The 13,649-nt window shown below is 63.5% G+C and carries 12 protein-coding genes; 6 read left to right on the top strand and 6 right to left on the bottom strand.

The features are described from left to right. Positions 1–5: 5 nt before the first annotated feature. From AC6H4Z_RS16115 to AC6H4Z_RS16090, 6 genes are all read right to left on the bottom strand, one after another. Entirely contained in the window at positions 6–1,751 is a 1,746-nt protein-coding gene (locus tag AC6H4Z_RS16115; protein ID WP_497542981.1) for an ABC transporter ATP-binding protein, read from the bottom strand. Between the two features lie 3 nt (positions 1,752–1,754). Further along, the gene (locus AC6H4Z_RS16110) at positions 1,755–2,876 is read right to left on the bottom strand and encodes a hypothetical protein (RefSeq protein ID WP_497542980.1); all 1,122 of its coding nucleotides are present in this window, start codon (positions 2,874–2,876) and stop codon (positions 1,755–1,757) included. After that, positions 2,873–3,202 (bottom strand): quinohemoprotein amine dehydrogenase subunit gamma, encoded by a 330-nt coding sequence (gene qhpC, locus AC6H4Z_RS16105; RefSeq protein ID WP_497542979.1) that lies wholly within the window; start codon positions 3,200–3,202, stop codon positions 2,873–2,875. Before qhpC ends, AC6H4Z_RS16110 begins: the two co-directional genes overlap by 4 nt. Positions 3,203–3,218: 16 nt before the next feature. Continuing rightward, a complete protein-coding gene (gene peaB / locus AC6H4Z_RS16100) occupies positions 3,219–4,637 on the bottom strand; it encodes a quinohemoprotein amine dehydrogenase maturation protein (protein WP_497542978.1) in 1,419 nt (472 codons plus the stop codon). After that, on the bottom strand, positions 4,634–6,379 hold the full coding sequence (peaA, locus tag AC6H4Z_RS16095) for a quinohemoprotein amine dehydrogenase subunit alpha (RefSeq protein WP_497542977.1): 1,746 nt from the start codon (positions 6,377–6,379) through the stop codon (positions 4,634–4,636). Before peaA ends, peaB begins: the two co-directional genes overlap by 4 nt. Before the next feature lie 77 nt (positions 6,380–6,456). Continuing rightward, a complete protein-coding gene (locus tag AC6H4Z_RS16090) occupies positions 6,457–7,932 on the bottom strand; it encodes an NAD(P)/FAD-dependent oxidoreductase (protein WP_497542976.1) in 1,476 nt (491 codons plus the stop codon). Positions 7,933–8,051: 119 nt separating this feature from the next. Between AC6H4Z_RS16090 and larE the strand changes: the two genes are divergently transcribed. The 6 genes from larE (at position 8,052) to AC6H4Z_RS16060 (ending at position 13,634) form a co-directional block, all read left to right on the top strand. Next, a complete protein-coding gene (larE, locus tag AC6H4Z_RS16085; protein WP_497542975.1) occupies positions 8,052–8,912 on the top strand; it encodes an ATP-dependent sacrificial sulfur transferase LarE in 861 nt (286 codons plus the stop codon). Further along, entirely contained in the window at positions 8,890–9,453 is a 564-nt protein-coding gene (gene thpR / locus AC6H4Z_RS16080) for an RNA 2',3'-cyclic phosphodiesterase (RefSeq protein WP_497542974.1), read from the top strand. The genes larE and thpR overlap by 23 nt, the downstream gene beginning before the upstream one ends. Positions 9,454–9,456: 3 nt before the next feature. Next, positions 9,457–10,095, top strand: a complete 639-nt coding sequence (locus AC6H4Z_RS16075; protein WP_497542973.1) for a hypothetical protein — start codon at positions 9,457–9,459, stop codon at positions 10,093–10,095. 2 nt (positions 10,096–10,097) lie between these two features. Further along, positions 10,098–11,468, top strand: coding sequence for a sigma-54-dependent transcriptional regulator (locus tag AC6H4Z_RS16070; protein WP_497542972.1), 1,371 nt, complete (start codon positions 10,098–10,100; stop codon positions 11,466–11,468). After that, the gene (locus AC6H4Z_RS16065; RefSeq protein ID WP_497542971.1) at positions 11,468–12,064 is read left to right on the top strand and encodes a hypothetical protein; all 597 of its coding nucleotides are present in this window, start codon (positions 11,468–11,470) and stop codon (positions 12,062–12,064) included. Before AC6H4Z_RS16070 ends, AC6H4Z_RS16065 begins: the two co-directional genes overlap by 1 nt. A 70-nt stretch (positions 12,065–12,134) precedes the next feature. After that, entirely contained in the window at positions 12,135–13,634 is a 1,500-nt protein-coding gene (locus AC6H4Z_RS16060) for an aldehyde dehydrogenase family protein (protein WP_497542970.1), read from the top strand. The last annotated feature ends 15 nt before the right edge of the window (positions 13,635–13,649 follow it).

The following is a 13,649-nucleotide window of genomic DNA, read 5'->3' as shown; positions in this document are numbered from 1 at the left end:
GCGGGTCAGCGCGTTTCCTGCAGCGCACCGCCAGCAAATAGGCCCGCGAACGACGAGCCGCCACGATCGAGCAGCACGTCGGCGGTGCCGTCTTCGACGAGCCTGCCGGCCTCGAGGACCACGACACGATCGGCGCGCCGCGCGAGCTCCAGTCGATGAGTGATGATGATCGTCGTGCGTCCGCGCATCACTGCTTCATAGCCCGCGGCCACCTGCGCTTCCGTCGCCGGATCCAGAGCACCGGTCGCTTCGTCGAGCACGAGCACCGCAGGGTCGGCGAGAAACGCGCGCGCGATGGCGAGGCGCTGGCGTTCTCCCGCTGAGAGGCCGCGTCCGCGTTCGCCCGCGCTGTTTTCGAGGCCCTGAGGTAGTCGGGCGAGCAATGGTGCCAGTCCCGCTGCGTCGGCGGCAGCACGCACATCGGCATCGCTCGCGTCCGGCCGGGCATACCGAATATTCTCGGCGATGGTCGCGTTGAAGACGAACGGCTCCTGATCGACGACGAGAATACTGCGCCGAACGTCCTCGAGCCTTGCTGTGCGAATGTCGACGCCATCGAGCAAAACCGAGCCACTCGCCGGATCGAGCTGGCGCACGAGCAGATCGGCGATCGTCGATTTACCTTCGCCACTCCGTCCGACGATGGCCAAGCGCTGGCCGGCGGGCACGTCGAGCGACACGCCGTCGAGCACCGAGCCGCCGCGGCCGAAGGTGAATGTCACTTCATCGAGCTTGAGCTGACCGCGTGACGACGCGATCGCGACCGGATTCTCAACCTCCGTCACATCCAGCGGCGCATCGAGAATTTCATTCACTCGGCGAAGTGACACGCGTGCTGATGCGAGGCTCGCGTACAGCCCCATCAACGCTTGAATCGGCCAGACGAGACGCATCTGGTAAGCGATGAACGCGACGAGCGTGCCCATCGTGATCGAATGATCGATCACGCGCATGCCGCCGACCAGGAACACCGCGCCGCTGCCGGCTGAGAGGAGCAATCCCGGCACACCGCCCGAGAGATACGTCAGCCGGCGCATCGACATCAGTGCGCGAATGAACGCGTCGTTTCGCGCGCGAAAGCGATCTGCCTCGCGCTGCTGTGCGTTGAACGCCACGATCACCTTCATGCCGAGCAGCGTCTCGATGAGAAAGCTGCCGACGTCGGCGCTGCGGTCGCGTACACCTGTCACCGCGGCTTCGAGCTGGGACCGATACCGAACGAGTGCCCACAGCGCCGCCGGGAGAATCGCGAAGCTCACGCCGAAGAGGACTAGATCCAGCCGGAACAGGATGACGATGCTGCCGACGAGAAACAGCACGTTGCCAACCCATGCGAGTGCGATCTCCGCCGCGACGCGCTGGATCTCGCCAATATCTGCGTTGAGTCGCGTCGCGATCTGGCCGACCGGCATCTCGGCGTAAAAGCGCGGCGAGAGGCGTTGGAGCTGTCGAAAGAGCCCGAGGCGCATCTCGAACAGGATGTCGGCCGACGTGCGTGTATAGACGAGGCCACTCACAACGTTGAGCGCAAAGCTGCCGAGCGTGAGCGCCCCGAACTGCAGAAGGATCCGGACCAGCGCGTGCGAATCGCCGCCGAGCAGCGCTCGGTCGATGAGCAGTCGCGAGAGGTAGGGGATGTACAGCGACAGCACCGTGCTCACGAGCGAGAGCGCGAGCACGAGTGCAAGTCGGCGCCAATGCGGCGCGGTGTACGTCAGCGCACGTCGAAGGTCTCTGTCCAGCAACGGCAACGGCTATCTCTGCGCAGGCGAGCGGGGCACGAGAATCACGTTGGTCATGTCAGCGCCGAGATTGACGGTGCCGAGGTGACCAAAACCGTCGGTCGCGTATCGATCGATCGTGCTGCCAGCCGTCGTGATGTACAGCTGACTTCCATTCGAGCTCACGACGAGACCCATGCGCGGCCGACCGGCGAACTCCGTTTTACCCAGCACGCGGCGCGATTCGAGATCGAAGGTCCAGAACTGATAGTTCCCGACTTCACTGTGAATGCCGTATGCACGCTTGCGATCGGGCGAGAGCCTGAAGCTCACTGACTGACTTGGACCGAGCGGGTAGTATTCGAGCTGCCGATTGACGAGGTCCATGCGCGCGACGCCCATCTGCGAGCGACGATTCACGGGATCGGTCGTGCGAAACAGTCCTGTGTAGAACCCGGGCTCTTCGTAGACATCGTACGGAAAGCCGAAGTTGATGCGGCCGAGTCCTTCCTCGAACAGCGTCTTCGAAATCTCCCAGCGATCGACTTCCTTGAGCGTGGTCGTGTTGTAGATCAACACGTCGTCCTGCGTGAAGAAGTACATCAATTCGCCGTTCGGCGAAAAGATGATCTGTGCGCCTTCACGTTCCTCGCCGCGCGGCCAGGGAATCGTGTCCGTTACCGCCTTCTTCGCCAGGTCGTAGCGGAGCAGCGTCGGGTGACTCACCTCGTACCGGTCGCGCTTTTTGGTGTACGCTTTCACCAGCAGAACGGCGAAGCGCTCCTTCGGGTCGAGGCTGAAGCCCCACATGCGCACTTTCATGCTATCGGTCGACAGCGTGAAGTTCGCGAGTGTTCGCTTCGTTGCGAGGTCGATGATCTCGACCCTTTCGTTGCCGGGATCGGTGACGTAGAGATGCTTCCGATCGAACGACAGCGAGATGTCGGGAATGCCGACGTTCGTGTGCAGTGTATCGCGCACGCGCATCGTCGCTTCGTCGAGCACGAGGATGTTGCGCGCATAGGTCCCGACGTAGATCGTGCCGTTACCACCGGGCGCTGTCGGGTCACCGGCCTGTTTCGCGGCCTGGCCAGTTGCGACCGTCGCGGCACACAGGCTCGCGGCCGCCGCGATTCGAATTGAGCGAAGTATCATGGGAAGATCAGGTCGATCTTGCGCCAGTCCTTCTGCGCCGACGCGCACTTCGCGGTCCAGTCGGGCGCGTAGTTGTACAGATCGGGCACGTGCGCCGGCCAGAAGCAGGTGAGGTGGCAATCGAATAGATCGCGCTCGACCGGCTGACAGAGTCCCGCCGTTCCGCCGCTACTGTCGACCTCCCAGCCCGGCGAAAAGACGAACGAGCAGCCGAGTGGAATGTGCGGCCCCGTTGGTGGTCCGCCCTGCTGGAGCGCTACGACGTCGTTCTCGAGCATCGACTCGATGCGCTGGGCCTTCTGATTGATCGATTTGAGATGTCGCATATCGGTCTCGGGGACCTCAGTCGAACTGCATCAGGAATTCCGGCTTTTGCTGCGCGAGCGTGCCGTACACTTCAAGACAGGTGTTCGTCCAGGCGCGGATCCACTCGCAGTAGTGCAGATTGGGCTCGACCGTCGAGCCATACCGCGTGTGCGCTTCGTGATAGCAGCCACCCGCGCACAGCGGGCGGGCCCAGCACGTTGCACAATCCGTCTTGTTCGCGATGTGATGCTTGGTGAGGAAGTCATCCTGACGCGTGTGATCGACGCCGTCGAAGACGCTGCCGAGCTTGTGCTCGTCGGAGCCGGCAAAGCGGTGGCAGAGCGCGACGTCGCCATCGGTCGCAACGCCCATGAGGCCGAGTCCCGCACCGCACGGATACGCCTTGCTCATTCCTTTGTGAACTTCCTCGAGCGTATCGCGCACGTTCGAGAAGCCGTGCCGCTTTCCGGCGAGGGCGTCGGCGAGATAGTCCTTCGCGAGCGATTGGAAGCCACCGAGCAACTGCTGGAAGCCTTCGTTCTCGATCGCGTACTCGCGCTGCCACGACGTCGTCACCGGCGCGAAACCGACCTCCCAGAAGCCAATCTCCTCGTACAGGTGCTTGTAGATCGACGCGACGTCGAGGTTCTGTCCCGTGAGCGTGACGCGCGCGCCAACCGGGCGACGCTTGTGTCGCTCCAACAGCATCTTGATGCGCGGAACGATGATGTCGTAGCTGCCCATGCCGTTCGAGAACACGCGATGCTTGTCCTGCTGCTCGCGCGCGCCATCGATCGACACCGTGACCCCCACATCGTTCTCGACCATCCAGTCGATGACTTCATCACGCAGCAGGGTTGCATTCGTCGTCAGGCTCGCGTTCACCTGCTTGCCGAGTGCCTTGCCCTTGTCCTTGGCGTAGGCCAACGCCGACTGAAGCATCTTGAAGTTCAGCAGCGTCTCGCCACCAAAGAACGTCAGGTTCACACTCGGCGAATCGCCCGACTCGCTGAACATGAAGTCGACGCTCTGCTTTGCCGTCGCCTCGTTCATGAAACGCGGCTTCGTCGCGGCCTCGACGATCTTGTCCTCGCCATACTCGTAGCAATACCCGCACGACAGGTTGCACTTGCTCGTCACATTGAGCACGAGCGTCTGCAGCGGAATGCGGCGCTTCGGCTTTTCGGCGATCGGCTTGGGCGGCGGTGCAGCGACCGTCTGAATCGCGCGCACGCCCAGCAGCTCGTCGATCGACGATCTGATGTCCTCGATGGTCCAGCGCGACGTCAGCGCGCTCGCCAGATCGTTCGTTGATCGATCGCCTTGTGCTAGTCCGTCGAGAACGGCTTGCGATAGATCATCCAGCCGCACGACGGCTGCCGACGGCACGAGATACAGATACTGCGCATCTCCGCCGTTGAACGAGTGAAACTCACCGCGACGCAACAACATCATGGCTGCACCTTCCAAGGGGCGAACTTCACGTACAGGGGAACCGTGACCACGAGGTGCGCTCTCGCCTTCAGCGGGCGCGCACCCTTCTCGGCCGGCTGGTACGACGCGACCACCCAGATGTCGCCGATGTTGTTGCGACTCGAGCTGCGCGCCGGATTCGGACCGTCGAGGTTCGGAGTGAACAGGCCGGTTTGATCGACGCTGCCGACGAACTTCACGTCGTCGTCGTCGTACGTGACGCCGTACTCCTCCAGCCCCCACGTCGCATTGATGCGTCCGATCTCGATGTCGTCGTCGGTATCGGGCTTGCCGTCAGGGCCGTTGTAGTAGGCGATCGCGTCGAACTGCTGGAGTTGTTTCGGAAACACATTGCCGCCGACACGAGCGAGTCCAGCGAGCGGCGTGACCTTGATGCGGCTGATCTGATTGAACACCACCGCGGCGTCGCGCATTGATGCGCCGGCAAGGAACAGATCACGCTTGCCGATCGCTGCCGCCGAATCGACGTTCACCCGCACAGTGATCGAATCGGGCGTGGCGCGAACGACACGCTCCACGGTCATCCCGGGCCCGAAGTCGATCGTGTTTGCCAACGGTGTCCGCGGAAGGTTTGCGCCGAAGATCGTGATGTCCTGTGCGCGGGCACCAACGTGCAGCGCTCGCGGTGCAACGCCCGTCACCACCGGATTCGCCCCGACCTTCTTGAGCGAAACGTCCATCCCAATTTCCTCATAGCCGCCGGTGAACCAGCGGCCCGACATCTCCTCCCAACCCGGTTCGACGAACATCACCTCGCGCAGCCCAACGGTGTCGCGGGCACGAAGCGCCGGATCCGTCGAGCGTCCGCGCCACTGATAGCCCGTGTAGACGATCGAATGACCGTTGCGCTTGACGACCTGGCCGCCATCGGCGTAGCGATAGCTTGCCTGCGTGACGAACTCGCCGTCCGCCGTTCCGCGCGTGACCGTCATGTGCCCGTAGAATGCCCCGCGGCCTGGCTCGCTTCCACTCAGAAGCCACGTGCCCTCGAGATGCGGTTGGCGCATCGTTGCCGACCACGCGGTCCATTCGGGCGTTCGCAGCGGAAAAACGCGCGCCAGATGGTTGATGGCGACATCCATAGGATGCGGAACTGGCCCGCTGTCATTCGCCGCCGGACCGCCGCGACGGAATGCTTGGAAGTCGACGTCAGGGAACAGACTGCGATGCGTGGCGACAAGCAGCTCCCACTCGGTACGCGTACGCCGCTGTGTGAGCACACGTCCAAACGAGTGACACGCTCGGCACGTCGCTTCGGTGCGCGGATCTGCCGTATACCGATACTCGATCATACGACGCTCGGTCTCGAATCGACCGGGCCGCAACTCGGCGGGCGCGAGCCCCTGATTGTCGCTGAGATATCGAACGATGGTGCGCGCCGCCGCCGGGTCGAGCTTCACGTTGTTGAGCGCCACCATGCGGCGCACGCTCATCTCCCAGCCTTCGGGCGTCTTTCGTTCGTACGAGATGCGCGCCAACGCGCCGAGACTATCGCGTACGTGGCATCCGGAACAGTACAGGAGAGTATTCTGATCGCGGATCACGAATCCTGTCGTGGTATCCGCGTTTGCTGCTGGACCAGTCTGACCGCGGCCGCCTCCTCCGCGACCGCCACGCTGCGCCAGCGCTGCGTGCGTCGACAGACAGAGAAGGGGGACGATCAGCCAACCGCGTGACGAGCCTGCGAACAGACGACGCGACATGACTCTGGTGTCTCGTGCGGGGTGAGGGGCAACGAGCCTGGCAACCACCTACGGTTTACGACTTGCGACGCTCGGTGTCAAGCAAAAGTGAGCATTTCGAGACCGATCAACGTCGATAGCGCACCAAGAAAATCCGGCAGCGGGGCAGGAGGTGCTGCGCGATTGTAGGCATCGAACAGGTCGGGCACCTGACTGAATCGATTGGCCAGTCGCGCCAGCACCACGAGATCGACATTCCGGCAATACCGAACACCGCGTGGCAACTCCGGCGTGACCAGATGCTCTTGTAGCACCACGCGGTTCCCGCGCACCGTCGCGCGTTCGGTGAATCTGAGCGAGTCGCTCGATCTCAATTGTAAGGATTCTTGTTGCCTGATCGCCGCAAACGCGGCCAGCACGCGATCGTCGCTCCGCAGCGCAGCGAAATCCAATTCGTCCGCGACTGGCTCCGTTGCATCCGATCGTCCGGCCCAGAACCCACCGTCGTGCGCCTCCGACGCTGCGCGGGACAACAGGGCTGATTGGCGCTGCAGGTGCTCGTACATCGCTCGCTCACGCTCGGCGAATAGCTCGACGGCCGCGACGCCGGCGCGAGCGTCAATCAGCGCCGTGTGAACAGCCACCGAACCCAACCAGGCCGACGCGAGCGCCTTCTTCACGCCGAACGACGAAAGGGGGTCGACGAAGGACGCGGCGTCGCCGAGGAGCAATGCGTGATCGCCGCTCACTCGCTCGGCGGAATACGGCGACGCATCGCACCCCCACACATCGCCGATCTGTCCTGCGCCGTTCACGAGCGCGCCGACCGCCGTCGTCTTCGCGAGTTCTGCTCTATATGCTGCCGACAGTTGTGCGCGACCGGAAATCACGGTGAGTCCGGGATCGATCATGACGGTGACGTACCGCCGCCGACTCGTCACCGGTACCGACCAGGCCCATCCGCCATCGTAGCTCTCGACGAGCGTGTGCGACTGTTTGTCCATCGGCCAATTCGCGGCCGACTCCCACACACCGACCATGGCCATTGTGCGCGCGACGCCATCGGTGCGACGCCAACCGCGTCGAGCGAGCACACCCGATCGCCCGCTTGCATCGAGCACCCAGTGCGCGACGCACTCCTCGAGGCCTGACGATCGTTCGAATAGCACGCGCCAATGATCGCTCTCGCGAATCACGTCGCGAACTGTTGCGTTGTCGTGCACCACCGCGCCGATCGATCGAGCTTCGTTCACGAGGAGCGCGTCGAATTCGTTGCGCGCGACTTGAGAGCCGAGCAGTCCGACGTCGAATGGCTCGACGCGAAGCTCGCGGCCGGCCCATTGAACGCTATTTCCTGTGGCGCGTACGAATTTCGCCGCGTCCATCGCCTCACGAACACCGATCTGCTCGAACAGCTTCGCGATACTTGGCGGCAGCGACTCGGCGAGTGCAGGGTGTCGCGGCGGGCGACCCATCAGCACGACCGAATGTCCCCACGATGCAAGCAGCCGAGCCGCCGCCGCCCCCGCAGGGCCGGCGCCAATGATGGCTACGTCGACGATCGAATCGTTCACGCGCGAGCGGACATCAGGGCAGCCTCGACTACGGTGTGGAGGCCAATCTAGCCCACGGTTCACACTCTTCGCACCGTCGTTGAGACGTCGATGTCGACGGCACGCATTACGTTTCCCGGATGCTGCACGGATCTCCCGATCTCATCGCCTCGGAAAAAGAGGCCCGGCTCGCCGACTGGCTTCGCGCACGGGGCACGATTGCCATCGGCTATAGCGGCGGCGTCGACTCCGCGTATCTGGCCGCGGTGTCCGTCGCCGCGCTCGGCGCAGACCGCGTCCTCGCGATCATCGGCCGCAGCGCGTCCTACCCCGACAGCCAGTGGGCGAACGCACGACAGGTCGCGGAAACGATCGGCCTGAACGTGGTCGAGGTGAATACCGACGAGCTGAACGATCCGCGGTACGCCGCAAATCCGTCGAACCGCTGCTACTTCTGTAAGACCGAGCTCTGGTCGCGCCTCGTTCCGCTTGCTCGCGAGCGTGGAATCACCGTCGTCGCCGACGGCACCAACGCCGACGATCTCACCGGTCATCGGCCCGGAGCGCAAGCGGCGCATGAGCACGGCGTCGTATCGCCGCTCGCCCAATTCGAGTTCTCGAAAGACGAAATTCGCGCGCGGTCGCGAGCCATGGGCCTGCCCACGTGGGAGCAGCCGTCATCGCCTTGCCTCTCGTCGCGTATTCCGTATGGAACGCCCGTGACCGTTGGCCGCCTCCGCCGCGTCGAGAGAGCGGAGGCGGCGTTGCGAGAGATCGGCGTGACGGGCGATCTGAGGGTTCGCCACTTCGGCGACCTGGCGCGAGTCGAGCTCGGCGCCGGAGAGCTAGGCCGTTGGGCGGTGGACGGTAAGCGCGAACAGCTAGAAGCTGCCGTCAAAGGCGCGGGGTACGACCGCGTCGAGCTGGATCCGCGCGGCTTTCGCTCGGGCGCGCTCAACGAACTGGTTCGGGCTCAGAGTGCGCCTCTTTCTGGCGATTAACTTCCCGCCCGCGGTTCGGGCGGAGATCGTGGCGGCGACGGCGTCGCTTCGCGAAACGGCGCCAGAGTTGGCTTGGGTGAAAGAGCCCCTGCTTCATCTGACGCTCAAGTTCCTCGACGAACAGCCCGAGTCGCGCCTCGACGAGATTCAGGCGGCGCTCGCTGGAGTGGCGGCTCGCCACCGCGAGCCGCTATTGAGTTTGGGCGAGATTGGAGCGTTCCCGAACTTTCGGCGGGCTCGCATCGTATGGATGGGGGTGCTGCAGGAGCCGCGGCTCGAGCTGTTGCATCACGACATCGAAGTGGCGTTCGACGCGTTGGGGTTCGAGGTGGATGGTCGGCCGTTTCGACCGCACCTCACGCTCGCTCGAATCAAGACGCCGCTGACTGAAGACCGTTTGCGCGAGTTGGCTCGAACGGCGAAGCGGACGCAGTATCGCACGGACTTCATCGTTCATTCAATCGATTTAATGCAGAGTACATTTGGCCCCGGCGGTCCGTCGTACACGACGCTCGTCTCGGCCGCGCTCCGGAGTGGATAACGCATGGGATGCATCGCTCGCCTTGGTTGTCTCGTTCTTCTCGCGATTCTCGCGTGCATCGGGTGGTTCACACGCTCGATGTGGCTTCCCGATCGCTTCAAGCCGCACGCAGCCGTGGTCTCTGGACGTTGGCAGCCCGCGACGGCCGCCGGGGCGGACCGCGCTCGCGCAGCCCTGGCTCGATTGAGTCAGCCGAAAGGTCCGGTCTTCGAGACGCTGCCCGCCGGCGACCTTGCTTCGCTCGCCGCGAGCGAAGTCACGTCGCGCGTCGGCGGATCTGCGGATAGCGTCGCCGCTCGGGTTGACGCCGATCGGCTCACCGTTCGTGCCCGTGTCGACTTCACGACGCTGCGAGGCAAGCTCGGACCGTTGGCGAGCATGCTCCGTGACAGCGAAATGGTCGAGATGTCGGGCAACTTTCACATGCTGCAGCCGGGCCTCGGTGAATTCGAGGTGCAGAGCGCAAAGGTTGGCCAGCTAGCCCTTCCGCAGGCGATGATTCCTCGGCTCATTCAGGAGATCGACCACGGCAAGCGTCCCGCGGGCATGCGTAACGACGCCCTGCCGTTGCCGATGCCGCCCTACGTGAGCGACATTCGAATTGCCAACGGCAAGGTGACTCTGTACAAGAACGTGAAATAATCATGGCCCGTCGCATTCTCATCATCGACGACGAGCAGGGCATTCGCGCGGCGCTCGGACAACTGCTCGAGTTCGAGGGCTACGAGGTCCGTGCGGTCGGCAACGCGGTCGATGGCTTGGCCGAGTACGCCAAGCAGCGCCCCGATCTCGTCTTTCTCGACGTGAAGATGGCCGGCATCGACGGCGTCGAAGCGCTCAGAAAGATCAAGGAGTCCGATCCGAGCGCGATCGTCGTGATGATCAGCGGCCATGCAACGATCCAAACGGCTGTCGAAGCGACTCAACTCGGCGCGTACGACATTCTCGAGAAGCCGCTCGACACGGATCGCATTCTCGTCACGCTGCGCAACGCGCTTCAACACCTCGATCTCTTCGCCGAGAACACACGGCTGCGCGAAACGATTCAGTCGCGTTTCGAGATCGTTGGGCGCTCGTATGGCATTCGCGCCGTGATCGACAAGATCGATCGTGTCGGCAAGACGCCGGCGCGCGTGCTCATCACCGGCGAGAACGGTACCGGCAAGGAACTCGTGGCGCGGGCGCTACACGCGCAGTCCACGCGTGCGGACGGACCTTTCGTCGAAGTGAACTGCGCCGCGATCCCGAGCGAGTTGATCGAGAGTGAACTGTTCGGTCACATGAAGGGATCGTTCACCGGCGCCATCGCCGATCGCGCCGGAAAGTTCGAGCAGGCCAACGGCGGAACGCTCTTTCTCGACGAAGTCGGCGATATGAGCCTCGCCGCGCAGGCGAAGGTGCTGCGCGTTCTTCAGGACGGCGTGGTGACGCGAATTGGCGGATCGAAGCCGGTGGCCGTCGACGTACGCGTTTTGGCTGCGACGAACAAGAATCTCGAGACGGAGATCGCCGAAGGGCACTTCCGCGAGGACCTGTTCTATCGGCTGAACGTGGTACCCATCCACGTGCCGCCCCTGCGTGAGCGCCGAGAAGACATTCCACTCCTCATCGCGCACTTCGTCGGCGTGCTCACGGGCCGCGAAGGCGTCGCGCCGCGGGCGGTGGCGCCGGAAGCGGTGGAGCGGCTGTCGCACCTCGAATGGCCGGGAAACGTTCGCGAGCTCCGAAACACGATTGAGCGTTTGCTCATTCTGGCCTCGGGTCCGCGAATCGTTGCCGAGGACATCGAGCGTCTCGTCGGAAAGCGCGACCCGGAACAGGCCGGGCTGGGCTCGCTGCTCGATTGTCAGACGTTCGAGGAGTTCAAACACGCGGCGGAGCGCGCCTTTCTGGTCGCGAAGTTGCGCGCCTTCGACTGGAACGTGTCGGAGACCGCACGCGCGCTGGACATGCCGCGGTCGAATCTGTACAAGAAGATTGAACGCTACGGTTTGACCAGGGAGGCGACGGGCTGATGGCGGATCGCGATTGGGAAAAGGAGCTCGCCAAGGTCGACAAACAGCTTGCCTCGCTCTCCGACGACGCGCTCGCCGGCCCGCCGCCCACGGCCCAAGCCAAGGGCGGCAAAGCGCCGAAACAGTCGGCCGCCGCGTCGGTGCCGTCTGAACCGCGAACGACGTCCGCGTGGGCCGTGTACGCGCGCCTATTGCTCGCGCTGGCACTCGGTGTCGCGATTACCGTCTGGCCCTACGACGCCCGCTGCGGCTTCGGTCTCGTGGGGTACCTCGGCGCGGTGAGCGCGGTGACTCTGAGCGGCCTCTGGGCTTCGGTCTGGACCTTCCGTCATCGCGCGGGCAAGTCACACACGCTTTCGCTGCTGGTCGTACTCTGGGGATTGGTGCTCGGTACGATGGACGTGCTGCCGCGCATCGGTTACGGGAAGCCAGACTCTCGTCATTTGCGGACCTGGAGCTGCCCAGCGGACCTGCCGCCACTGCCGAAGCCGGAGCCGACGCCGCAAACTCCGGCACCTCAGCCGACGACGCCGCCGCAAGGCACACAGACGCCCGCGCCAACGACTCAGCCGCCACCGGCCAAGCCCGAGGCCTGAACTCGTTTGGCGCCGCGCTTAGAATCAAGGTGACCTCCAGCAGGCCTCAACGCGCACGCACCCTGGAACAATGAAAAACTTCAAAAACTTCATCGGCGGCGATTGGGTGCCTCCGATCAGCGGCGAATATTTCGAGAACTTGAATCCGGCCGACGTGTCGGATTCCATCGGTCGCTTTCCGATGTCCGGCTCCGCGGATGTGGACAAGGCGGTCGAGTCGGCCCGCCGCGGTTTTGAGGTGTGGCGCGCCACGCCTGCTCCGGCGCGCGGCGACGTGCTGCGTCGCATTGGCGACATCATGTCGAAGCGGAAGGACGAGCTTGCCGACTTGATGACGCGCGAAATGGGCAAGCCGCTCACCGAAACGCGCGGCGACGTGCAGGAAGGCATTGATACGGCGTACTACGCGGCCACCGAGGGACGACGTCTCTTCGGCCACACGGTGCCCAGCGAGATGCGCAACAAGTGGGCAATGTCCTTCCGTCGCCCCATCGGTGTGGCCGGCATCATCACGCCGTTCAACTTTCCGATGGCCATTCCGACGTGGAAGATGTTCCCGGCGCTACTCTGTGGAAACGCGTGCATCTTCAAGCCCGCCGAAGACGTTCCGCATACCGGCCACGCGCTCGTCGAAATCATGCTCGAGGCCGGGCTCCCGCCCGAAGTGATTCAGCTCGTTCACGGGCTCGGCGAATCGGCCGGGGCTGCAATAGTGAACCATCCGCTCATTCCAGTCATCTCATTTACGGGATCGACGGAGACGGGACGAATCGTGGGCGAGGTTTGCGGACGAATGCACAAGCGATTGTCGCTCGAGATGGGCGGCAAGAACGCGATGATGGTGTTCAACGACGCGAATCTCGATCTCGCGCTCGATGGCGTGCTTTGGGGTGCCTTTGGCACGACCGGTCAACGGTGCACGGCAACGAGTCGTCTACTCCTCCAGGACGGGATTCACGACGAAGTGCTCAGCCGTCTCGTTCAGCGGGCTCGCGATATGAAGCTCGGCGACGGACGAAAGGCGGGTACCGATGTCGGTCCGATGATCAATCGGGCGGCCGTGGAGAAAACCGCGCGGTACGTCGACATCGGTCAGGAAGAGGGAGCTGATCTTCTGTGCGGGGGACAGCGGCCGGAAGGAAAGGGCGTCGACAACGGCTTCTTCTTTCAGCCAACGATCTTTGCGCGCGTGCGTGCCGGCATGCGACTCGAGCAGGAAGAGATCTTTGGGCCTGTTCTTTCCGTAGTACGATTCCAAACCGCGGACGAGGCCTTTGCGATCAACAACGGCGTGAAGTACGGCCTGTCGTCCTCGGTGTATACGCGAGACGTCAACGTCGCCATGCGAGCGTTAACTGAACTCGACAATGGCATCACGTACATCAACGCGCCAACGATCGGGGCCGAGGCACATCTGCCTTTCGGAGGCGTAAAACAGACAGGGAACGGTCACCGCGAGGGCGGGTGGGAGGTCTACGAGTTCTATTCGGAGACCAAAGTTGGATATCTCGACTTCTCGGGCTCGCTTCAGCGTGCGCAGATCGATAACTACCTAGGTACGCCGGACTGACGTGCCTCACCGCCG

It is taken from the genome of Leucogemmata humicola, assembly GCF_055379415.1.
Note: the sequence above shows the minus strand (reverse complement) of the source record. Positions and strands in the feature narration are given on the sequence as shown.

Bases quoted from the DNA above. Each gene is read 5' to 3' on its own strand.
- larE (WP_497542975.1), top strand. From the start codon at position 8,052: ATGCTGCACGGATCTCCCGATCTCATCGCCTCGGAAAAAGAGGCCCGG.
- AC6H4Z_RS16060 (WP_497542970.1), top strand. From the start codon at position 12,135: ATGAAAAACTTCAAAAACTTCATCGGCGGCGATTGGGTGCCTCCGATC.
- AC6H4Z_RS16110 (WP_497542980.1), bottom strand. From the start codon at position 2,876: ATGATACTTCGCTCAATTCGAATCGCGGCGGCCGCGAGCCTGTGTGCC.
- AC6H4Z_RS16065 (WP_497542971.1), top strand. From the start codon at position 11,468: ATGGCGGATCGCGATTGGGAAAAGGAGCTCGCCAAGGTCGACAAACAG.
- peaA (WP_497542977.1), bottom strand. From the start codon at position 6,379: ATGTCGCGTCGTCTGTTCGCAGGCTCGTCACGCGGTTGGCTGATCGTC.
- qhpC (WP_497542979.1), bottom strand. From the start codon at position 3,202: ATGCGACATCTCAAATCGATCAATCAGAAGGCCCAGCGCATCGAGTCG.
- peaB (WP_497542978.1), bottom strand. From the start codon at position 4,637: ATGATGTTGTTGCGTCGCGGTGAGTTTCACTCGTTCAACGGCGGAGAT.
- AC6H4Z_RS16075 (WP_497542973.1), top strand. From the start codon at position 9,457: ATGGGATGCATCGCTCGCCTTGGTTGTCTCGTTCTTCTCGCGATTCTC.
- AC6H4Z_RS16070 (WP_497542972.1), top strand. From the start codon at position 10,098: ATGGCCCGTCGCATTCTCATCATCGACGACGAGCAGGGCATTCGCGCG.